The sequence below is a fragment of the Kordiimonas sp. genome, assembly GCF_048264555.1.
In the GTDB taxonomy this organism is placed as follows: domain Bacteria; phylum Pseudomonadota; class Alphaproteobacteria; order Sphingomonadales; family Kordiimonadaceae; genus Kordiimonas.
This window is the reverse complement of record NZ_JBLXCX010000002.1, coordinates 965142-985800: the sequence shown is the minus strand read 5'-3', so window position 1 is coordinate 985800 and position 20659 is coordinate 965142. Positions and strand designations below refer to the sequence as shown.

Genomic DNA, 20659 nt, shown 5'->3' with positions numbered 1-20659 from the left:
AAGGAGGGTTTTGATATGGCTAAGAAAAGTGCCATGAACAAGAACGCACGGCGTGAAAAGCTTGTTGCGAAATACGCCAAAAAGCGTGCTGAACTCAAAGAACAGATCTACAACAAGGATCTGGGTGAGGAAGAGCGCTGGATGGTTGTTATGCAACTGGCAGCATTGCCACGTAACGGCGCAAAGACGCGTCTTCGCAATCGCTGCGAAGTAACAGGTCGTCCGCGCGGTTATTATCGTAAATTTAAGATGTCTCGTATCGGTCTGCGTGAGCTTGGCTCCGCTGGCAAGATACCTGGCGTTGTTAAGTCAAGCTGGTAAGGGGGTAGGCTCATGTCGATGACTGATCCGATCGGCGATATGCTGACCCGTATCCGCAACGGTCTGCAAGCTCGCAAAACTGTTGTATCCACACCTGCATCCAAGACGCGTCAGCGCATTCTGGATGTGTTACAGCGTGAAGGTTTCATCCGTGGTTATTCCCGGATTGAAGGCGAAGCCAATAAGGCTGAGCTGACCATCGAGCTCAAATATCACGAAGGTGAGCCGGTTATCCGCACGATCAATCGTGTGTCCAAACCTGGTCGCCGCGTATATAGCTCGGTTCGTGACCTGCCTCGTGTTCACAACGGCCTTGGTATTTCGATCGTTTCCACACCGAAAGGTGTTCTCTCAGACGCAGAAGCGCGTGAGAACAATGTGGGCGGCGAGATCCTCTGCACCGTATTCTAAGGAAGGGAGAACTCATGTCCCGTATCGGTAAAAAGCCAGTGGCTATTCCGTCCGGCGTGACCGTTTCCTTGAACGGTTCGGACCTGACGGTAAAAGGCCCTAAGGGTGAACTGGCGATGTCTTTTGTTCCTGAGGTTACTGTTGCCCAGGACGATCAAGGTATCGTTGTATCACCTGTTAACGAAACGAAGCGTGCCCGCTCCATGTGGGGTATGCAGCGTACTATGATTTCCAACCTGATCGAAGGCGTAACCGAAGGTTACTCTAAAAAGCTGCAGATCACCGGTGTTGGTTACCGCGCTGCTATGAAAGGCTCTGCTCTGAACCTGCAACTTGGCTACAGCCATGATATCGATTTCCCGGTCCCACAAGGCATCAAGATTGAGACGCCTGACCAGACCACGATCGTTATCTCCGGCATCGACAAACAACAAGTCGGTGAGACGGCTGCCAAGATCCGTGAGTTCCGCAAGCCTGAGCCCTACAAAGGTAAGGGTATCAAGTACGAAGGTGAATATATCTTCCGCAAGGAAGGTAAGAAGAAGTAACGGATGGCACGAATGGCTTCTAAAACTAAACTTTTTGAACGGCGCCGTCAGCGCAACCGCACTCAACTTCGCAAGAAGAGTGTCGGGCGGCCGCGTCTTTCTGTTCACCGTACGAACCAGCATATCTATGCGCAGATTATCGACGATGTTAAGGGCGCGACGCTTGTTGCCGCCTCCACCGCCGAGAAGGACCTGCGTGGCGATGCAACCTCAAACATCGAGGCTGCAACGAAAGTTGGGAAATTGATTGCCGAGCGTGCTAAAGCTGCCGGCGTTGCTGAAGTTGTGTTTGACCGTGGGGGTTTCCTCTATCACGGTCGTGTTAAAGCACTTGCAGATGCAGCGCGTGAAGGCGGCTTGGCATTCTAAGGTCAGAGATAAGGAAAAGGATGTCAAATGGCACGCCCAGAACGCAATCGTGAAGAAAGTGAACTGATTGAAAAATTGGTTCACATCAACCGCGTAGCCAAAGTTGTTAAAGGTGGTCGTCGCTTCGGTTTTGCTGCTCTTGTAGTAGTTGGTGACCAGCGTGGCCGTGTAGGCTTCGGGAACGGTAAGGCACGTGAAGTGCCGGAAGCGATCCGGAAGGCAACTGAAGCTGCTAAGAAAAACATGATCCGTGTACCGCTTCGTGAGGGCCGTACGCTGCACCACGACATTAAGGGCCGTCACGGCGCTGGTCGGGTTCTGCTGCGCACCGCTTCTGCGGGTACCGGTATCATCGCAGGTGGTCCGATGCGCGCAGTGTTTGAAGCACTTGGCGTACAGGACGTTGTGACAAAGTCGCAAGGTAGCTCGAACCCATACAACATGGTTCGCGCAACATTCGACGCTCTGGTTAACCAGAACTCACCACGTCAGATCGCTGCCAAGCGTGGCAAGAAAGTTGCTGACATCGTAGCACGCCGTGGCGACATTAAAGTCGTTGGTGGTACGGACGAAGGCGACGATGCTGCAGAAGCAAATTCGGCGGAGTAATGACCAATGGCTGCGAAGAAAAAAGCAACGATTAAAGTAACACAGATCGGTAGCCCGATCCGCCGTGAACAAGACCAGCGTGCTACGCTGGTCGGCCTCGGGCTTAACAAAATGCACAAGACGCGCGAGCTGGAGGATACACCAGCTGTTCGTGGCATGATCAACAAGGTGCACCACCTGGTGCGCGTTGAAGATTAAGCCCGGCGTGATCGGAGAAGACGCATGAAAATCAATGAACTTCGTGACAACGACGGCGCCCGTAAAGAGCGCACTCGTGTTGGTCGCGGTATCGGTTCCGGCAAAGGTAAAACCGCCGGTTCCGGTCACAAAGGTCAGAAAGCGCGTTCAGGCGTAGCGATCTACGGTTTTGAAGGTGGTCAGATGCCAATCTACCGCCGCCTTCCTAAGCGTGGTTTCAAGAGCTTGAACAAAGGTGACTTCCAGGTGCTGAACATCGGCCGTCTGCAACAGGCGATTGATGCGAAGAAACTGGACGCCAAAAAACCAATCACTGTTGAGACGCTGGTGGAAGCTGGTGTGGTCGGCAAGGTTGTTGACGGCGTACGTCTCCTGGCCAAAGGTGAACTGAAAGCCAAGGTGGACATCACGGTAACGGGCGCATCCAAAGGTGCAATCGAAGCTGTTGAAAAAGCCGGTGGCAAAGTTACCGTCGCATAAGATAGCGATAAAGGCCGAGATAACCGCAAAAACAATCAAGGGGCTGAGGTAGGCGTATATGGCTTCCGCTGCAGAACAACTAGCGTCCAATATTAGCTTTGCTTCCATCGGTAAAGCCGAGGAACTTAAAAAGCGTATTTGGTTCGCTCTTGGTGCACTTATTGTGTATCGACTTTGCACTTACATCCCACTTCCAGGCATCGATGCAGATGCCCTTGCGAGCATGTTCGCAAGCATGGGGGGCGGGTTCATCGATATGGTGAATACCTTCTCGGGTGGTGCACTGCAGCGGATGTCGATTATCACGCTTGGTATCATGCCCTATATCTCGGCCTCTATCATCATGCAGCTCCTCACCACCATGAGCCCGACATTGGCTCAATGGAAAAAAGAGGGTGAGACAGGCCGCAAGAAGATCAACCAGTACACCCGTTTTGGTACCGTGCTCCTGACCATCGTGCAGGGCTATGCGGTTGCCACTGGCCTTGAAGGCCAGCCCGGTGTTGTGGTTGACCCAGGTTTCTTCTTCCGCTTCGTAACCGTTATTACACTCGTCGGCGGGACCATGTTCCTGATGTGGCTTGGTGAGCAGATCACCCAGCGTGGCATTGGTAACGGTATTTCTCTTATCATTTTTGCAGGCATTGTTGCTGAGTTGCCCGGTACGCTCGCGCAAGCGTTTGAGCTCAATCGCGCCGGTTCGATGTCCCTTGCAGTTCTGCTGGCGATGCTTGTTGGCGCAGCTGCGCTCATCTGGTTCATCGTACTTTGTGAGCGCGCCCAGCGCCGCGTTGTGATCCAGTACCCCAAGCGGCAGCAGGGCAACCGTATGTTCCAAGGTGACAAGTCGCACCTGCCGATGAAGCTGAACGTTGCCGGCGTTATCCCGCCGATCTTTGCAAGCTCGCTTCTTCTGATGCCGCTGACTGTTGCCAACCTCTATCAGGCTGGTGGCCCGGAATGGCTCGGCACGGTTACGGCGATCCTCGGCCCAGGCAAGCCGCTCTATATTGCACTATATGTGGCGCTGATTGTTTTCTTCTGCTTCTTCTACACCGCTATTCAGTTCAACCCTGAAGACACGGCTGATAACCTGAAGAAACATGGCGGCTTTGTGCCCGGTATTCGCCCTGGCAAGCGCACGGCAGAATATCTGGACTATGTTCTCACACGCCTCACGGTTATTGGCTCGGCTTACCTCTCACTCGTTTGTGTGATCCCTGAGGTGCTGATGAGCCAGGCGGCGGTTCCATTCTATCTTGGCGGTACGAGCCTGCTGATCGTGGTGAACGTGACGATGGACACTGTGAGCCAAATTCACTCGCACCTTATGGCGCAGCAATATGAGGGTCTCCTCAAGAAGGCTCGTCTTAAGGGAGGCCGGAAATGATCGTTATTCTGTTCGGCCCTCCGGGTGCTGGTAAGGGCACACAGGCTCAGCGTATCGAAAAACAAAAAGGCCTCGTGCAGCTTTCGACGGGCGATATGCTCCGGGCTGCGGTTGCTGCGAAAACCGAGATGGGTGTGGCAGCAAAAGCGAAGATGGATGCAGGCCAGCTTGTGTCAGACGAGATCGTGATCGGCATTATCCGTGACCGCATCAAGGAAGATGACTGCAAGAACGGTTTTATTCTCGACGGTTTCCCGCGCACGGTAGCGCAAGCGGAAGCGCTTGACGGCATGCTTACAGACCAGGGCCTTAAGTTGAATGCGGTTGTCGAGATGAAAGTTGACGACAATGCACTTGTCGATCGTATCGCAGGTCGTTATACCTGCGCCAAATGCAATGAAGGGTATCACGATACCAACCTGAAACCGAAGGTGGATGGTGTGTGTGACGTGTGTGGCAGCACAGAGTTCAAGCGCCGCCCGGATGACAACGCGGAAACCGTTGGCAAGCGTTTGGAAGAATATTACGCACAAACGGCACCAGTGTTGCCGTACTATGCGGAAAAAGGAATTTTGCAGCAAGTTGACGGCATGGCCGGTATAGATGAAGTTGCTGCACAAATAGACGCAGTTTTGGCTGCGTAAAAAACTGTCATAAGGCGGTTGACGAACCGGGGTTTGTTCATATAATCCCCGGCTTCGGCACGTCTTGTGATTCGTAACTGATAGACGTGAACTTTGTAATTAGGAGAAACGGTCGTGGCGCGTATTGCTGGCGTTAACATTCCGACCAACAAGCGAGTAGAAATCGCTTTGACCTATATTCACGGTATTGGCCGCACTAAGGCCACGGAAATCTGCGCTAAGCTGAATTTCCCCCGTGAACGCCGGGTTTCGGAACTCACCGATGCTGAAGTAATTCAGATCCGTGAGATGATCGATGCAGATTTCACTGTAGAGGGTGACCTCCGCCGTGAAGTTGCAATGAATATTAAACGGTTGATGGACCTCAAGACATATCGTGGTCTTCGTCACCGTGCTAAGTTGCCGACGCGCGGTCAGCGCACGAGCACGAACGCACGTACCCGTAAGGGTAAAGCGGTCGCTATCGCAGGTAAGAAGAAGTAATCAGGGTTAGGCTGTTTAGGTCCCCCCATATTTTAGGGTCTGTTAGAGATGGCTAAAGATACAGGTCGCATTAAGCGCCGTGAGCGGAAAAACATCACCAACGGTGTTGCTCACGTAAATGCATCGTTCAACAATACGATGGTTACAATTACAGACGTGCAAGGAAACGCAATTTCCTGGTCGTCTGCGGGCATGATGGGCTTTAAGGGCTCACGCAAATCCACGCCATATGCTGCACAGGTTGCGGCGGAAGATGCTGGTAAAAAAGCACAAGACCACGGCGTGAAATCATTGGAAGTGGAAGTGAAGGGTCCTGGCGCTGGTCGCGAGTCTGCTCTGCGCGCGCTTCAGGCTATTGGCTTTGTTATCACGAGCATTCGTGACGTAACGCCAATTCCACACAATGGTTGTCGCCCGCCGAAGCGCCGCCGCGTTTAAGGCATTCTTTGAGTATAGGGTAGTTACCGCCGAGTATTGGCGCGAATCCTTTGGCGCATTTAAGCGTCATACAAAATGAGGGTTACACCGTGATCCAGAAAAACTGGCAGGAACTGATTAAACCAAACGGACTTACGATTGAGCCGGGTGCAGACCCGCTTCGTAAAGCCAAAATCGTTGTTGAACCGCTTGAGCGCGGCTACGGCATGACACTGGGCAATGGCCTGCGTCGTGTTCTGTTGTCATCGCTTCAGGGTGGTGCAGTAACGAGCGTACACATTGAAGGTGTACTGCACGAGTTCTCTTCCGTACCTGGCGTACGCGAAGACGTAACCGACATCGTTCTTAACATTAAGCAATTGCCGGTTCGCGTAACCAGCGACAGCGTTAAGCGCCTTCACCTCACAGCTTCTGGCCCAGGTGAAGTTAAAGCGAGTGCGATTTCGGAAGTTGCGGATGTTGATATCCTCGACAAGGATCTCGTGCTGTGCCACCTCGATGAAGGTGCGACACTGAACATGGAACTGACTGTGGCAAGTGGCAAGGGCTATGTCCCTGCTGACCGCAACCGTCCGGAAGATGCGCCAATTGGCCTCATTCCTGTGGATGCACTATACAGCCCAGTGAAAAAAGTAAGCTACAAAGTAGAGAACACCCGTGAGGGCCAGGTTCTCGACTATGACAAGCTGACCATGGAAATTGAAACAGACGGTACAGTAACACCTGAAGATGCAATCGCGTTTGCGGCGCGCATCCTTCAGGACCAGCTTGCCATCTTCGTTAATTTCGATGAACCTGAAGAAGCCACCAAACAGGAAGACGACGACGAACCTGCGTTCAACCGTCAGCTTCTCCGTAAGGTTGATGAGCTTGAGCTTTCTGTGCGTAGCGCGAACTGCCTCAAGAACGACAACATCGTTTACATTGGTGACCTCGTTCAGAAAACCGAAGCAGAAATGCTGCGGACGCCAAACTTTGGTCGCAAGTCGCTTAATGAAATCAAGGAAGTTCTTCAGTCCATGGGCCTGCGCCTTGGCATGGAACTGCCAGCTTGGCCGCCTGAGAATATCGAAGAGCTCGCCAAGAAACTTGAGCAAGACTACTAAGAAACCGGAAAAGTCCCTCATGCGAGGGGCTTTTCTTCCATTTTGAAAACCTCCCGCATGTATGCGCGGGACACCTGCCGGTACTAGGCGCCAAAGGAAGACCTTAAGGGTTGCCCAAGGCCGGACAGGCATCAAGGAGTGAGACCATGCGTCACCGTAAAGCCGGCCGTAAACTGAATAGGACCGCTAGCCACCGTAAGGCTATGTTCCAGAACCTCAGCCAAGCGCTGATCAAACACGAGCAAATCGTAACGACCTTGCCAAAAGCGAAAGAGCTTGGCCCGATCGTTGAGAAGCTCATCACTCTCGCGAAGAAAGGTGGCCTTGCTAATCGTCGCCTTGCTGTTTCTCGTCTGCAGGACGAAACACTCGTGAAGAAGATGTTTGACGAGCTTGCTGACCGTTACAAAGAGCGTGCTGGTGGTTACACCCGTGTTCTTAAGGCTGGTTTCCGTCACGGCGATAACGCGCCAATGGCTGTTATTGAGCTTGTTGACCGTAACGAAGAAGCCAAAGGCCAGGACAGCGGCCCAACCGCTGACGTGGACATGGAAGAAGACGCGGCTTAAGCCTCGTTTTTACCCATAAAGTTTAAAGGGCGGCCTTTTGGTCGCCCTTTTTCTTTGCCTTGACAATCGACCCATAGCCCTGATCATCAGCCCTCGTGCTAAAGCTACATGAGGGGGAGTATAATGCAGCTACCTTGGGGCACTGATCTGCTGCGTGAGATCGCAAGCTACCGCAGCGAGGGCCTGACCCAGATCTTCCAGCTCTTTAGCGAGCTGGGCGAGGCTGAGGGTTACATTCTCGTTGTGACATTCATTTATGTAGCGATGAACAGGCAACTTGGTTTCAGGCTCGCGGTGCTCGTGCTTCTGACCTTCTGTCTCAACCATCTCCTGAAAACTGCGATCATGAACCCAAGGCCCTTTGTTGCGGAAGGGGAGTGGATGACCATGTGGGCCGCGTCCGCTGAACGGGCCCGACATCTGGTGAGCGAATATTCCACACCTTCGGGGCATGCGATGTGTGCCGCAGCCTTCTATGGTTTCCTGTTCACTCAAGTGCGAACTCTTTGGGCCAAAGTGGCATCGCTTTTTGTGGTGCTGTTGATTGGCCTCTCCCGACCTTATCTGGGCGTTCACTATGTGGAGGACATTCTGCTCGGCTGGCTGTTTGGCGGCATGCTCGCCTTTATATGCGCGTGCTACGCAGTGCAGATCGGGCAGGTATGGGGGCGGCAGAGGTCCAAAGCACAGGTCGGTTTGCTTGTTTTCGCCAGCTTGCTGGTGTGGATAGTAGGTGGTGACAGTTTAAACCAGCCGCCAACGCCTGTGATTGGTATTTTGGGGTTCCTGACTGCTATTGTGCTGGTTGAACCCATAGAACGCCGTTATGTGGGTTTTGAGGCCCATAGCGGTGTGGCGTTTCAGCGGGTGCTACGCCATCTGATGACCTTGGCCTGCGTTGTGCTGACACTCGCACTCCTTGGCTGGTTGTCCGACCTCCTGTTTGACCGTGCTTCGCTTCTTGGGCATCTGGCCAAGTTTGGCCGATATGCAGCTGCGGGGGCTGCAGGTCTCCTGCTCGCGCCCCTCATTTTTGTGAAGCTTGGCCTTGCACAGGGTAAAGCGATATCGGTGGATCACAGCTAAGCCATGAATTTTCCACAATGTGCGCTCGGGCGGCCTTCTGGTCGCCCTTTTTCTTTTCTAGCGTCCGAACATGACAGGTGGGCACACACGCGCGCCGTGGGGACAATCGGAGGTTTGAGGTGAGACTAGAGAAATGGCAGCAACAAATACCGGGAAATGCGATGAAAACCTTGGGGCAAACGCTCTCGGCGCTTGCGGTTGAAACCAAGGCACTCGGGTTTGATATGGCGTCAGACCCGTCGGTTGGCTCCCTTCTGCGGGCGCTCACAGGAAGCAAACCCGGCGGTACATGCCTCGAGCTTGGCACCGGCACGGGGCTGTCCACCGCGTGGATGCTGGCTGGCCTTTCACCCGAGGGGCGGCTCGTGAGTGTAGACAAGGAGCGCAAGTTCCAGGAAGTTGCCAAGCGGCATCTGGGCGGTGATCCAAGGCTCACCCTGTGCTGTGAGGATGCAGAGGACTTCATCAAGGCGCTTGGCCCCAAACAGTTTGACCTGATATTCGCGGATACATGGGCAGGCAAGTTTAAGCTGCTTGATGAAACGCTGGCGCTTCTAACCCCCGGTGGTATGTATGTGGTTGACGACCTGTTGCCACAGCCAAATTGGCCGTCGGGGCATCAGTCAACGGTGGATGCTTTTGTGGCTGACATGGCGCGGCGGGAGGCTATCCGCGTTGTCAGCCTCGATTGGGCAACGGGTGTGATGATTGCAACGCGAATGAGTTGAGGTGTTTTGGGCATGGACGTGAAGCGGTTGGATGAGCGTGAGATATATGCAAACCCGTTCATGAAAGTGGTTGAGCGGCGCTATGAACACTGCGGCAAAGACTACCGCTACTATGTCAAAGAGGAACCAGATTTCGCCATCTGTGGCGCCATCACTGAAGACGGCGATATTCTTATGGTACGGCAGTTCAGGCCGGGGCCGGACCGATACGTCTATGACATGCCCGGTGGCATGATAGACGAGGGCCACACCCCGCTTGAAACAGTTCGCAAAGAGTTGATGGAGGAAACTGGCTATGCAGGGGACTTCACTGAACTCACCACCACCTATGTAACCGCCTACTCAACCGCAAGAAAACATATCTATCTGGCGAAAAACTGCCGCAAGGTTCAGCCCCCGGAAGAAGACCCAAATATGGTGGCCGAGCCGGTTCTACTCTCGGGTGCCGAGTTCGCGAAGCTCCTTGCTTCGGGTGAGCTTGTTGACCTTGATTGCGCGCTCCTTCTTGGTGAGTATCTGAGAGCACAGTCTGGCTGATCACTATTTTTTTTCCCGCATATCTCTAGCAAGGCCATCTTTCGTACGGCATTATCCTTGTCGGGGAATGCGTACAGATATCAATTGCCGGGCCGCACACGACGGTGCCCGGCCTGAACGTACGAGGATATGCCATGATGAAATTATATGTTTTTGGTTGGGTGCCGGACTTCGCTGTGGGGTTGGTGCGTGACCTGAGGGTGCGCTGGGCGCTTGAAGAGGCTGGCCAGCCGTATGAGGAACAGGTGATCAGCCACGAAGAAAAGCTCACAGACACCTATAAGGCCATTCAGCCCTTCGGGCAGGTACCCGCGATTGAGGACGGTGATCTCACGCTTTTCGAATCCGGCGCGATCCTCCTGCATATTGCGGGCAAATCGGACGCACTTCTTCCGGGTGATGCGAACCGCAAAGCCCGCGCCACCGCCTGGATGATATCAGCGCTCAACTCCATGGAAGGGGTTATTCAAGGGCTGGTCGAGATCGATATTTTCAACGCCGGGGCCGATTGGGCAAAAGAACGCCGCCCCGCAGTGATTGAAAGACTTGAAGGTCGCTTGAGCGATCTCTCAAAAGCGCTGGGTGATAAATCCTATCTGGACGGGGAGACTTTCACGGTCGGTGACCTGATGATGGTAACCGTACTCCGCATTCTGCGGCACACGGATCTCTTGGCGAAATACCCCAACCTCAACGCCTACAAGGAACGCTGCGAAGCCCGGCCCGCATTCCAGAAAGCGCTTGCGGCTCAATTGGCGACATTTGAGCGTGAAGGTGAGCTGAAGGCTTCCGCATAACCAGCGGAAAAACGGGATAGAGGAGGGGAGCGATCATGCTCCCCTTTTTGTTTTGGGTAGGGTCCAAACTCGCATTAGAAGACTTGGAAGAGGTACGGTCATTTTTACGCCATGATCGCGCTCAAGGGTGCGCGCTTGAAAGTGCCAGCGGCCCGCACCAAGTAGAACCTTGCGCGAGACCGCTCTGTCCGCCATAACGGGCAGATGAGAACTGGCAACTGAGTATTCAGAACACAAGGAATGCAGTACCCATGCTACGGACCGTGAAACACCTATCAGTCGCGATAACTTTTGCTATTGGAGCGCTTCTGCCCACCAGGGCCCTGATGGCGCAGGACTATGAGGTTGAGCGCGCGGTGCCACAGTCGAATGCGCAGGTACAGCTTTCCTATGCGCCTCTTGTCTCTCGTGCGGCTCCGGCAGTGGTGAACATCTATACCAAAAAAGTGGTACGTTCGCGCCGGTCTGCTCTTTTTGATGATCCGCTGTTTCAGCGCTTTTTTGGTGACCAGTTCAGCTTTGGTATGCCGGAAGAACGGGTGCGGGGGTCACTTGGGTCCGGCGTGATTGTGCGTCCGAACGGTGTGATCGTAACTAACCACCACGTGATTGAAGGTGCTGATGAAATTCAGGTCGTGTTGGCGGACCGCCGTGAATTTGAAGCCACCATCGTGCTTGACGACCCGCGTACTGACCTCGCTATCCTCCGCATCGATGTAGGGGATGAGCAGCTTGCGAGCCTAGCTATCGCTGACTCCGACAATGTGCTGGTGGGTGATATTGTGCTTGCCATCGGTAACCCGTTTGGTATCGGGCAAACCGTTACCGGGGGCATTGTGTCGGCAACAGCGCGCACCCAGCAGGGTATCTCCGACTTTGGTTTTTTTATCCAGACAGATGCTGCGGTAAATCCGGGCAACTCAGGTGGTGCGCTTGTGGGCATGGGCGGCGATCTTCTTGGTATCAATACGGCGATCTACAGCCGCACGGGTGCCTCCAACGGCATTGGTTTTGCGGTGCCCGCGAATATGGTCAAGTCCGTGTTGCGGGCTGCCCTTAATGAAGGCCAGCTTGTGCGACCGTGGCTTGGTGTGAACGGCCAGTCGGTGACAGGTGACCTTGCCTCAAGCCTTGGGCTTGACCGTGCAGGCGGTGTGCTGATTGACAGCGTCTTTGCCGGTAGCCCGGCTTCGCTCGCGGAAATACGCCCAGGCGATGTGATTATGGCGGTTGGTGGCAGAGAGGTGATCGACGAGCCGGGCCTGAACTTCCGCATAGCAACGATGGAGCCGGGTGAAGAAGTAACACTCGCGGTTCTAAGTGACGGTTTCATTCAGGAGCGCACGGTCACGCTTGCCCTGCCACCGGAAGAGCCCAAGCGCAATATCACCGTGCTTGATGGTCGCCATCCGTTCCAGGGTGTGAAGGTCGCAAACCTGTCACCGCGCTTCAATGACGAGTTGCAGGTCGATCCATTCCTCAAGGGCGTTATCGTGCTTGAGGTTGACCGCCGGACACCTGCGGGCCGGTATCAGTTCCTGAGCCCCGGCGATATCCTTCTGGGCATTAATGGTAACCGTATCGACTATGTGGCGGATATTGATGCAGCACTTGAAGAAGATGCAGAGCGCTACATCTACCAGATCCGCCGCCGGGGTCAGCAGCAGGAATGCATGATCATCCCGAACCGGTCGTTCCGGTGCCGCCAGTAAGCGGCTCAGGAGAAAGGCGCGGCTCGTGAGCAATCTGTTTGAAACAGCGGGGCTTGAGGAAGAGGCCCCGCGCCCTCTCGCTGATCGCCTGCGCCCCAAATCTCTCGATGAAGTGGTGGGGCAGGACCATTTGCTTGGTCCCGGTGGTGCCCTTGGGCGCATGGCTCAGCTTGGGCGTATCACGTCATTGATCCTCTGGGGGCCACCGGGCACCGGCAAAACCACTATCGCCCGCTTGCTTGCGGGGCATGGTGAGCTGGCGTTTGAACAGATATCAGCCATTTTTTCAGGTGTCGCAGACCTCAAGAAGGTTTTTGAGGCCGCAAAAGCCCGCCGCATGAGCGGGCGAGGCACGCTCCTGTTTGTTGATGAAATCCACCGGTTCAACCGTTCCCAGCAGGATGGTTTTCTGCCTTATGTGGAAAATGGCACGATCATTTTGATCGGTGCCACGACAGAAAACCCGTCGTTTGAGATCAACAGCGCGCTTCTGTCGCGAATGCAGGTGCTGGTGTTGAACCGGCATGACGATGCCGCGCTTGAGGAGCTGATGGCGCGCGCGGAGGCTGAAATTGGTAAAGCCTTACCGCTCGCGGATGATGCCCGCACAGCCCTCAAAGCGATGGCCGACGGTGATGGGCGGTTCCTTCTCAACTGTGTTGAAACCCTTTATGACCTTGCAGGTGATGAAACGCTGGATGCCGCAGCGCTTGCGCAACTTCTGCAGAAGAGGTCACCTTCTTATGACAAAGACAGGGATGGCCACTATAACCTGATTTCAGCGCTTCATAAGTCGCTGAGAGGGTCGGACGCCGATGCCGCCTTATACTGGACCGCGCGCATGCTGACAGCGGGCGAAGACCCCATGTATGTGATCCGCCGCCTTGTAAGGTTCGCGAGCGAAGATATCGGTATGGCGGACCCTGAGGCCATTCATCAGGCTTTGGCGGCGAAAGACACATACGAGTTTCTCGGCAGCCCGGAAGGGGAGTTGCAAATCGCGCAGGCGGTTATCTATCTCGCTACAGCGCCCAAGTCGAACGCCGCCTATGTGGCCGAGAAGGCCGCAAAACGCAGCGCCAAGGCCACCGGTAGCCTGATGCCGCCCGCCCATATCCTCAACGCTCCCACCAAGATGATGAAAGAATTCGGGTACGGGGACGGCTATGCCTATGACCACGATGTGGAAGGTGGTGTTTCAGGGCAGAATTATTTTCCGGACGAGCTCGACCGGCAAGGTTTCTATAAGCCAGTCGCGCGCGGGTTCGAGCGCGATATACAAAAGCGGCTCGACTATTTCGCCCGTATACGGCGCGAGTATGCTGAGAAATCCGCAGCCCGGAAGGCTGAATAGCTATTCCTGCGGATAGAGGGGCTTCACGGGGAATGCTTTCTCAGAAAAAGCGATCATCCATGGCTGGACATCGGCTTCAAAGATGCCACTTTTGATCGCCGGGTCGGACGCAATTATCTCCCGAGCCTCTTCAATCGAAGAAACACGAAACACAGCCAAGCCGCCGTTTGTTTCAACCAGGCGGCCACCAGCGATCAGCTTCCCCGCATCTCTCAGGTCGCGGATGTAAAGCCCGTGAGGGCGCAAGCCTTGTTCATCCATTGGCTTACCTTCTTGCCATGCGGGGCCGGGGCGATATATGGCCGCATATACGGTGTTCGCATTTTCTTGGGTGGTTGATGTCGTTGGTGTCATGGCTGCTGTCCCATCACTAGATGAAGCACTTACGCCAACCATGGTGACCGAGAGAAGAAATGCCGCTGCCATCAGTGTCTTCATTGGAATTACCTCATTGTTTTATCGCGCGCTGTCTCCGCGCTTGATTTCGAATTGTACATACCATACGGTATGGTATGTTTCAATAAATAAGCGGATGGATGGTTTGACGGCACGGGGTTCGAGATGGGCGAAAGAGGATTGGCTTCAGTTTGGGGCTGATATGCTCAGGAAATATGGCCCGCCCGCGATGACGGTGGAGGGCCTATGTGCGTCAGCAAAGCGCACCAAGGGCTCATTCTATCATCATTTTGGTACCATTGACGGTTTTTTGCTGGCGCTTGCGGAGGCCTGGCGGAAAACACAAACCGATGACATCGCCGAAAGCGTTGCGGCCGACACCACACCGGAAGCGCGCCTCGCAACACTTGTGCGCTTGACCAACGTTATCGACCATGACCTTGAGGCCGGGGTTCGTGCCCTTGGTGTGAGCCACGCCGCTATTCTCGACGTGGTACGCGCGGCTGACGAGAGGCGTGAAACGTTTCTCGCATCCCTTCTAGATGATGCTTATGAGCTTGGACCAGAAGATGCCGTGAGCCTTGCACGCCTCTATCACGCGCTGCATGTTGTGGCGCAGGCCAGGGCACCCGGCGCAATCGGTGATTTTTCTGCGGGGCCTGCCGCATTGTTGCGCCGTTTGGCAGCAGACCTTAAAGCCGCACGAACCTAAGCCACATACCCTTTGCTTGACCTGCACCGCCGAACCGCGAGAATGAGGGCTGATCTACGCGGGGCGCTTCATGCAGGGGTTTACACAATTCATTGGGATAGATTGGACCGGGGCCAAAGGTGCGAGCCACAACGGCTTGGCTGTGGCGAGTTGCATGCTTGGGGACGGTGCACCCGTGCGGGTTAAGCCACTTTCGGGGAAACGACGCTGGAGCCGCCTTGAGCTCGCGTCATGGCTCGCGGGCGGCATTGGGCGGCGTGCTGGCGAACGGGTGCTGGTGGGTATCGATTCGTCCTTTGGGATGCCATTTATGGATGAGGGTGCTTATCTGCCGGTGCATGGCGGCAGCACAGCGTGCGGCGATGATGTGGCGGACCTGTGGCGCGCTGTAGCAAACTACGCGCCGCAGGTGGCAGACTTTTATGCCGGTGCCTTTGTTGAACAGTATGCAGATCACTACTTGCGCGGTGCTGTTCGTGGGCCTCTCTACAGGCGGCGTATGCGGGTGGCGGAAAATCTTGCGGCGGCAACAGGGGCAGGCCCTTGCGAAAGCGTGTTTCACCTTGTTGGCCCTAGTCAGGTTGGGCTGTCGGGCCTTTCCACCATGGCGATGTTGCACCATATCAAGGACCATTCCCATATTGCGATCTGGCCATTTGACGACTGTACCACAGCGCCGATTGTGATCGTTGAAATATATGCAGCGCTTTTTGCGGCGATGGGTGGCCATCGCGGCAAAATTCGTGATGCTGCCGCGCTGAAATCCATACTTCTCAACTTGCAGACGTCGCGCATGCCGCGCCTTGGGCTCGACTTTGATGATCATATCGCGGATGCCTGTGTTACCGCCGCTGCACTTCGCCTAATCGGGCTTGAGCGCAAATACTGGAATCCGCTGTCGCTCTCGGCTAAGGTGCGCCGCACTGAAGGCTGGATCTTTGGCGTTGAGCAATAAAGGACTATTGAAGCGATGCAGATGGTGCTGGCAATTGCAATAGGCGGAGCGGTGGGAGCACTGAGCCGTCATTTTGTGGCGGGCTATATTTTCCGCGCGCTGGGTTCGGGTTTTCCCTATGGCACTTTTGTGGTCAATGTGGCAGGAAGCCTGTTCATGGGGTTCCTGATCACGGCATTTGCCCTCAAGTTCGAGACCAGTCAGGAGCTTCGCGGGTTTTTAACCGTTGGTCTGCTCGGCAGCTTCACCACTTTCTCCACCTATTCGCTTGAAACGGCTTTGCTGATTGAGCGGGGAGATTGGACGGGAGCTGCCACATATGCCTTCGGCTCCATGCTGCTTGGATTGGCAGCGCTTTTTATAGGCATTTGGCTTGGACGGGTGATGATATGAGTGGTGTAAAAACAGTTCCTGTTCACAACGATGATGCCGGTATTCGCATCGACCGCTGGTTCAAGCGGCATTATCCGGGCCTGAGCTTTGGCCGTGTTCAAAAGATGATGCGCAAGGGCGAGGTGCGCCTTGATGGCAAGCGGGTGAAGGGCGACGAACGGCTCGAGCCGGGGCAGATGATCCGTGTGCCGCCGGTTGATGATGATGCCACCCAGGATGCTGCGCCTAAAAAAGAAGCCAAGCGCCACATGAGCGATGCGGAGGTTCGGGAAGTACAGTCCTGGGTGCTGTACCGTGACGACGACGTGATCGCGATCAATAAACCGGCGGGCCTGCCAACACAGGGCGGCACCGGCCAAAGCCGGCACCTTGATGGCATGCTTGATGCGCTGCGGTTTGGCAGCCACCACAGGCCCAGGCTTGTGCACCGACTTGACAAGGATACCTCGGGTGTATTGCTGCTGGGCCGCACGCCAAACGCAGCGGCTGCACTCGCCAACGCCTTCAAAACCAAAGAAACCGATAAACGCTACTGGGCGCTGGTCATTGGCTGCCCGAAACAGCGTGATGGCCGCATCATCCTCAAAATGAGCAAAGCGCCCATCAAGGGGAATGAGCGCATGGTTGTGGCGTCAGACGGCCAGCACTCACTCACAGATTATGCGGTGGTTGATAACGCTGGCGCTGAGGCCGCGTGGTTTGCGCTTAAGCCACACACGGGGCGGACGCACCAACTGCGCCTGCACTGTGCGGAGATGGGCCACCCGATCGTCGGGGACGGTAAATATGGCGGTGCTGATGCTTTTCTCTCGGGCTCAATCTCAAAGAAGCTGCATCTGCATAGCCAATCGGTAAGCTTTCCGCATCCGTCCGGTGGGCGTATGACCGTATCGGCACCGATGGCACCGCATATGGCGGCGAGTTTCGAGATGCTCGGTTTCGATATATCTGATTACGAAGACCCGCTGGCTCATGACGAGTAGGGTTGGAAACAATTTCGTTGGCGAACAGATCGCTTCAACCCTACAAAAGGTTTTGGACTCTATATGTTGATCTCAGGCTCGCTCCCCGACGGGGTTATGGTTGATACAAGAAAAACCTTCACGGATGAGCGTGGTTGGCTTTTTGAATACTTCCGGCAGGAACAGCTTCCCAGCGTCATAAATCAGGTCACGGTTTTCCATTGTGATTCCAATACGCTCCGCGGAATGCGTGTGCATATTGTGCGGCATGAATATGTGGTGGTGGTTCAGGGTAGTTTAAGGCTTGGATTATACGACCTTCGCGAGGGCTCGCCAAGTTTTCGGGCGTGCGGCACAGTTGAGCTAGAGGCTAAAGTTCCCAAGGTGGTCTGCTTGCCAGCGGGGGTTGCGCACGGCATGTGTTTCAACTCGGACGGTGTTTATCTGAATGCCTTCTCTCCATATTGGTCAGGCGAAGACGAAATGGAGATCCGATATAATGATCCTTCTCTGACGGTTGATTGGGGTATGTCTAACCCTGTCGTCTGCGCCAAAGACCTTGCCGGCTACTCGGTTGAGGAGGCAATCGCCGAATATAATAAACGGGTGAAGGCGCTCTCATAGGCCCATCCTGACTTTCAAGGAGCTATTGATGCCTTTGTTTTCTGTGGTTATCCCCACCTATAACCACTGTGATACCATTGTCTGGGCGCTCAAGAGTGTACAGCAGCAGACTGTGCAAGACTTCGAGGTGATTGTCTCAGGCGACGGCGTACCCGACCGCACACGGGACATTATGGCGGAATTTTGCGCAAAGGATAGCCGGATCAGGTTTCTTGATAATCCAAAGGGGGAGCATAAGGGAGAGCTTAATCGCCACAAGGCGGTTATGGCCGCTACGGGGCGCTATATTGCATACCTTGGGGACGATGACCTCTGGCATGAAAGTCACCTTGAGGTGTTGGCAGAGGGACTTAAACAGAGCGATTTTTGCCACACGCTACACGGATGTGTGTATCCGGATGGTGAACTGGAGATATTCCCAGGGGATATAGCCGACCCTTTTTGCCGTGAAGTTTTGTTAGAGAAGCGTTTTAATTTCTTTGGCCCAAGCTGTACTGGGCACTCCAGAAGCGCCTATGGCAGGCTGCCTCAAGGATGGTCGGTTGCTCCAGCAGACAGCTGGGCGGATCTGCATATGTGGAGACAGTGGCTGAAAACGTCGGACCTCTGTCTCATGACTATCCCGAAATTGACAACTATTCACCTGGATTCGCCCGGACGGGGGAAAATGTCGATAGAGCAGAGAGCTGCTGAATCTGGGGTTTGGCTGGAACGAATTCGCGGGGCGAATGGTATGAATGAGATTGAAGACAAAGCCTTGCGTAGGGTTGTGCTCAAACAGGGGTGTTATGAGTTCATGGCTCATAGTCTTGCCCGAGAGAAGCGGGAACTGTTGGAGGAAGCCACTAGGCTAAGAAAAAAGCTCACAGACAATGCGGGCGTAATCGTTCAATGAATAGTCACACAAAGCTCATCATATTTGACTGCGACGGTACGCTGGTGGATAGCCAGCATATGATCGTTGGTGCCATGCATGAAACCTTCAAAGTTGCGGGGCTTGCGCCGGTTGATGACCTTGCCGTCCGCCGGATTGTGGGGCTGAGCCTTGTTGAAGCGATAGCTGTTTTGCTGCCTGATATGCCTGAGCATGAACATGCGCGGTTGGCGGAAGTGTATAAAAAAGCCTTCTACCGCTTGCGGGTGGAGGAAGCCGCAGGGCCAGACCCCTTATACCCTGGCACAAAGGCGGTGCTTGAGCAATTGAATGCGGAAGGCTACTTGCTTGGCGTAGCGACAGGTAACAGTGTACGCGGCCTCAACCGTGTGCTTGAAGAGCATAGCCTTGGGCACCTCTTCGTGACCCTGCAAACCGCAGACAGCCATCCGTCAAAACCGCATCCTTCCATGATCCACACGGCGCTAGCTGAGGCCGGAAGCAGCCCACAAGCTGCCATGATGATCGGCGATACAACATTTGATATGATGATGGCGAAGAATGCTGGTGCGCATGGTTTGGGTGTGGACTGGGGGTATCACCAGTCTCATGAACTGAAATCCTCTGGCGCGACCGAGGTTGTTTCAAGTTTTCTGGACATACCAGCTTATGTGAAATCAGTACTTGGGGCGGCAGCCTGAAGCTTGAGAGGCAGTAGGGATCACTTATGGTGAAGAAGAATAACGAGAACGAGCTTGATGCGGAAGCACGCCGCCCGCGTGTCGGCTTTTTATGGGCCGCTGGCGTACTCTGCGTTATGGCGGTGCTGACGTACCTGAGCGAAAATGTGATCGTGGGCCCTCGGGGCGAGGGCGCACTTGGCTACGCCATTGTGCTTGGCATAGAAATCCTGATCGCCATGTGCTTGCTGCTCTGTTACCGGGTGCCAAGGCTTGGTAACCGTTTGCTGGGTTTTGACATGATGCTCAAGAAGCCCTCGAAGGGTGAAAAATCCAGCATGAGCTACACGGGAAGTTTCCATGTTGAAACGGGCGCAGCAGAAAAACGCATGAACACCCGGCGCAAAGAAGCGCGCTATTCCCGGCGCAAGCTCGCTGAAGTCACCCGCCAGATGCAGGCAGAGAAAACCGCACAAAAAAAATCAGAAGAAGACAAAAGCTAGGTTATGAGAAAATTCTATCAGTCTGTCGGGGTTGAGGCCGCTGACACAGGCCATGTTGTTACCCTTGATGGCCGTATGGTGAAAACACCAGCGAAGGCATCGCTTGTGTTGCCAACGCGCGCGCTCGCGGATGCAGTGGCGGCAGAATGGGACGCGCAGGAAGACAAAATCCTGCCCGATACCATGCCGCAAACAAGGCTGGCGAGCACTGCACTGGACCGTGTGGCGCCGCGCCACAGCGATGTTGTGGCCGAGGTTGCCGCTTTCGGTGGTACCGACCTTCTTTGCTATCGTGCGGATGAGCCGGAGGAGCTTATCCGGCGGCAAAACCGGGTGTGGAACCCTTATCTTGAATGGGTGAGAGTTGAACTTGGCGCACCCTTGCGCGTTACAAACGGTATCCTCCCCGTGGCGCAAGAGGACATAGCGCTTGAGCACTTGAAAGCGAGGGTCGCTGGCCATGATGCTTTTGAGCTCACGGCCCTGCATGGGCTGACGAATGCTCTTGGCTCTCTTGTGCTTGCGCTTGCCTACATGGAAGGCTTCAGCCTGCTTGAGGCCGTGTGGCAGGCCAGCATCCTTGATGCGACCCACCAGGAAGAACAATGGGGCCTCGATGACGAAGTGGCAGAAAAGCGCGCCTTTCAGCATGCAGACCTGACTGCGACGGCTGAGTTTATTTCGCACCTGCGAAATAAATAGCTGGAAAGCGGCGCATCAAGAAGATAAGAACGATTTGGCTATGGGTGAGGGCCAAGGTCTATACTACCAAACGGCCCG

Annotated in this window: 29 protein-coding genes; 28 read left to right on the top strand and 1 reads right to left on the bottom strand. The window is 54.7% G+C overall.

The window, feature by feature from the left end; all coding sequences use genetic code 11:
- Positions 1–15 precede the first annotated feature (15 nt).
- From rpsN to ACN0XZ_RS09700, 19 genes are all read left to right on the top strand, one after another.
- Positions 16–321, top strand: a complete 306-nt coding sequence (rpsN, locus tag ACN0XZ_RS09790; RefSeq protein WP_417457551.1) for a 30S ribosomal protein S14 — start codon at positions 16–18, stop codon at positions 319–321.
- 12 nt (positions 322–333) lie between these two features.
- Positions 334–732 (top strand): 30S ribosomal protein S8, encoded by a 399-nt coding sequence (rpsH, locus tag ACN0XZ_RS09785; RefSeq protein ID WP_262691206.1) that lies wholly within the window; start codon positions 334–336, stop codon positions 730–732.
- Positions 733–746: 14 nt separating this feature from the next.
- Complete coding sequence (rplF, locus tag ACN0XZ_RS09780) at positions 747–1280, top strand: 50S ribosomal protein L6 (RefSeq protein WP_417457550.1); 534 nt, start codon at positions 747–749, stop codon at positions 1278–1280.
- Between the two features lie 12 nt (positions 1281–1292).
- The gene (gene rplR, locus ACN0XZ_RS09775) at positions 1293–1649 is read left to right on the top strand and encodes a 50S ribosomal protein L18 (RefSeq protein ID WP_417457549.1); all 357 of its coding nucleotides are present in this window, start codon (positions 1293–1295) and stop codon (positions 1647–1649) included.
- Between the two features lie 27 nt (positions 1650–1676).
- A complete protein-coding gene (gene rpsE / locus ACN0XZ_RS09770) occupies positions 1677–2258 on the top strand; it encodes a 30S ribosomal protein S5 (protein ID WP_417457548.1) in 582 nt (193 codons plus the stop codon).
- A gap of 6 nt (positions 2259–2264) precedes the next feature.
- A complete protein-coding gene (rpmD, locus tag ACN0XZ_RS09765) occupies positions 2265–2456 on the top strand; it encodes a 50S ribosomal protein L30 (protein ID WP_417457547.1) in 192 nt (63 codons plus the stop codon).
- Positions 2457–2480: 24 nt separating this feature from the next.
- Positions 2481–2936: a 50S ribosomal protein L15 gene (gene rplO, locus ACN0XZ_RS09760; protein WP_417457546.1), complete on the top strand. Its 456-nt coding sequence runs from the start codon at positions 2481–2483 to the stop codon at positions 2934–2936.
- A gap of 58 nt (positions 2937–2994) precedes the next feature.
- On the top strand, positions 2995–4326 hold the full coding sequence (gene secY, locus ACN0XZ_RS09755; protein ID WP_417457545.1) for a preprotein translocase subunit SecY: 1332 nt from the start codon (positions 2995–2997) through the stop codon (positions 4324–4326).
- On the top strand, positions 4323–4970 hold the full coding sequence (locus tag ACN0XZ_RS09750) for an adenylate kinase (RefSeq protein WP_417457544.1): 648 nt from the start codon (positions 4323–4325) through the stop codon (positions 4968–4970). Before secY ends, ACN0XZ_RS09750 begins: the two co-directional genes overlap by 4 nt.
- A 114-nt stretch (positions 4971–5084) precedes the next feature.
- Positions 5085–5453, top strand: a complete 369-nt coding sequence (rpsM, locus tag ACN0XZ_RS09745) for a 30S ribosomal protein S13 (protein WP_417457543.1) — start codon at positions 5085–5087, stop codon at positions 5451–5453.
- 48 nt (positions 5454–5501) lie between these two features.
- Entirely contained in the window at positions 5502–5891 is a 390-nt protein-coding gene (gene rpsK, locus ACN0XZ_RS09740; RefSeq protein WP_417457542.1) for a 30S ribosomal protein S11, read from the top strand.
- A gap of 89 nt (positions 5892–5980) precedes the next feature.
- Positions 5981–6997 carry a DNA-directed RNA polymerase subunit alpha gene (locus ACN0XZ_RS09735; protein WP_417457541.1) on the top strand — a complete coding sequence of 339 codons (1017 nt, stop codon included), beginning with the start codon at positions 5981–5983 and terminating at the stop codon, positions 6995–6997.
- 146 nt (positions 6998–7143) lie between these two features.
- Positions 7144–7566 carry a 50S ribosomal protein L17 gene (gene rplQ / locus ACN0XZ_RS09730; RefSeq protein ID WP_417457540.1) on the top strand — a complete coding sequence of 141 codons (423 nt, stop codon included), beginning with the start codon at positions 7144–7146 and terminating at the stop codon, positions 7564–7566.
- A 123-nt stretch (positions 7567–7689) separates the two neighbouring features.
- Positions 7690–8652 (top strand): phosphatase PAP2 family protein, encoded by a 963-nt coding sequence (locus tag ACN0XZ_RS09725; RefSeq protein ID WP_417457539.1) that lies wholly within the window; start codon positions 7690–7692, stop codon positions 8650–8652.
- 119 nt (positions 8653–8771) lie between these two features.
- Positions 8772–9380 carry an O-methyltransferase gene (locus tag ACN0XZ_RS09720; RefSeq protein WP_417457538.1) on the top strand — a complete coding sequence of 203 codons (609 nt, stop codon included), beginning with the start codon at positions 8772–8774 and terminating at the stop codon, positions 9378–9380.
- Between the two features lie 12 nt (positions 9381–9392).
- Positions 9393–9917 carry an NUDIX hydrolase gene (locus ACN0XZ_RS09715; RefSeq protein ID WP_417457537.1) on the top strand — a complete coding sequence of 175 codons (525 nt, stop codon included), beginning with the start codon at positions 9393–9395 and terminating at the stop codon, positions 9915–9917.
- Between the two features lie 134 nt (positions 9918–10051).
- Positions 10052–10714 carry a glutathione S-transferase family protein gene (locus tag ACN0XZ_RS09710; RefSeq protein ID WP_417457536.1) on the top strand — a complete coding sequence of 221 codons (663 nt, stop codon included), beginning with the start codon at positions 10052–10054 and terminating at the stop codon, positions 10712–10714.
- Between the two features lie 251 nt (positions 10715–10965).
- Positions 10966–12426, top strand: a complete 1461-nt coding sequence (locus ACN0XZ_RS09705; protein ID WP_417457535.1) for a Do family serine endopeptidase — start codon at positions 10966–10968, stop codon at positions 12424–12426.
- Positions 12427–12451: 25 nt separating this feature from the next.
- The gene (locus ACN0XZ_RS09700) at positions 12452–13780 is read left to right on the top strand and encodes a replication-associated recombination protein A (protein ID WP_417457534.1); all 1329 of its coding nucleotides are present in this window, start codon (positions 12452–12454) and stop codon (positions 13778–13780) included.
- On the opposite strand, the gene ACN0XZ_RS09695 is transcribed toward ACN0XZ_RS09700, so the two are convergent.
- Positions 13781–14206, bottom strand: coding sequence for a YciI family protein (locus ACN0XZ_RS09695; protein ID WP_417457533.1), 426 nt, complete (start codon positions 14204–14206; stop codon positions 13781–13783).
- Positions 14207–14378: 172 nt separating this feature from the next.
- On the opposite strand from ACN0XZ_RS09695, the gene ACN0XZ_RS09690 reads away from it, so the two are divergent.
- The 9 genes from ACN0XZ_RS09690 (at position 14379) to ACN0XZ_RS09650 (ending at position 20581) form a co-directional block, all read left to right on the top strand.
- Positions 14379–14888, top strand: a complete 510-nt coding sequence (locus ACN0XZ_RS09690) for a TetR/AcrR family transcriptional regulator (protein WP_417457532.1) — start codon at positions 14379–14381, stop codon at positions 14886–14888.
- Positions 14889–14958: 70 nt separating this feature from the next.
- Positions 14959–15843, top strand: coding sequence for a hypothetical protein (locus ACN0XZ_RS09685; protein WP_417457531.1), 885 nt, complete (start codon positions 14959–14961; stop codon positions 15841–15843).
- 15 nt (positions 15844–15858) lie between these two features.
- Positions 15859–16236, top strand: coding sequence for a fluoride efflux transporter CrcB (gene crcB, locus ACN0XZ_RS09680; RefSeq protein WP_417457530.1), 378 nt, complete (start codon positions 15859–15861; stop codon positions 16234–16236).
- Positions 16233–17219, top strand: coding sequence for an RluA family pseudouridine synthase (locus ACN0XZ_RS09675; RefSeq protein ID WP_417457529.1), 987 nt, complete (start codon positions 16233–16235; stop codon positions 17217–17219). The genes crcB and ACN0XZ_RS09675 overlap by 4 nt, the downstream gene beginning before the upstream one ends.
- Before the next feature lie 96 nt (positions 17220–17315).
- A complete protein-coding gene (locus ACN0XZ_RS09670; RefSeq protein WP_417457528.1) occupies positions 17316–17822 on the top strand; it encodes a dTDP-4-dehydrorhamnose 3,5-epimerase family protein in 507 nt (168 codons plus the stop codon).
- Between the two features lie 28 nt (positions 17823–17850).
- Positions 17851–18717, top strand: coding sequence for a glycosyltransferase family 2 protein (locus ACN0XZ_RS09665; RefSeq protein ID WP_417457527.1), 867 nt, complete (start codon positions 17851–17853; stop codon positions 18715–18717).
- Positions 18714–19397, top strand: coding sequence for an HAD-IA family hydrolase (locus ACN0XZ_RS09660; RefSeq protein ID WP_417457526.1), 684 nt, complete (start codon positions 18714–18716; stop codon positions 19395–19397). The genes ACN0XZ_RS09665 and ACN0XZ_RS09660 overlap by 4 nt, the downstream gene beginning before the upstream one ends.
- Positions 19398–19423: 26 nt before the next feature.
- Positions 19424–19879 carry a hypothetical protein gene (locus tag ACN0XZ_RS09655; protein WP_417457525.1) on the top strand — a complete coding sequence of 152 codons (456 nt, stop codon included), beginning with the start codon at positions 19424–19426 and terminating at the stop codon, positions 19877–19879.
- A 3-nt stretch (positions 19880–19882) separates the two neighbouring features.
- Positions 19883–20581 (top strand): ATP12 family chaperone protein, encoded by a 699-nt coding sequence (locus ACN0XZ_RS09650; RefSeq protein WP_417457524.1) that lies wholly within the window; start codon positions 19883–19885, stop codon positions 20579–20581.
- Positions 20582–20659 lie beyond the last annotated feature (78 nt).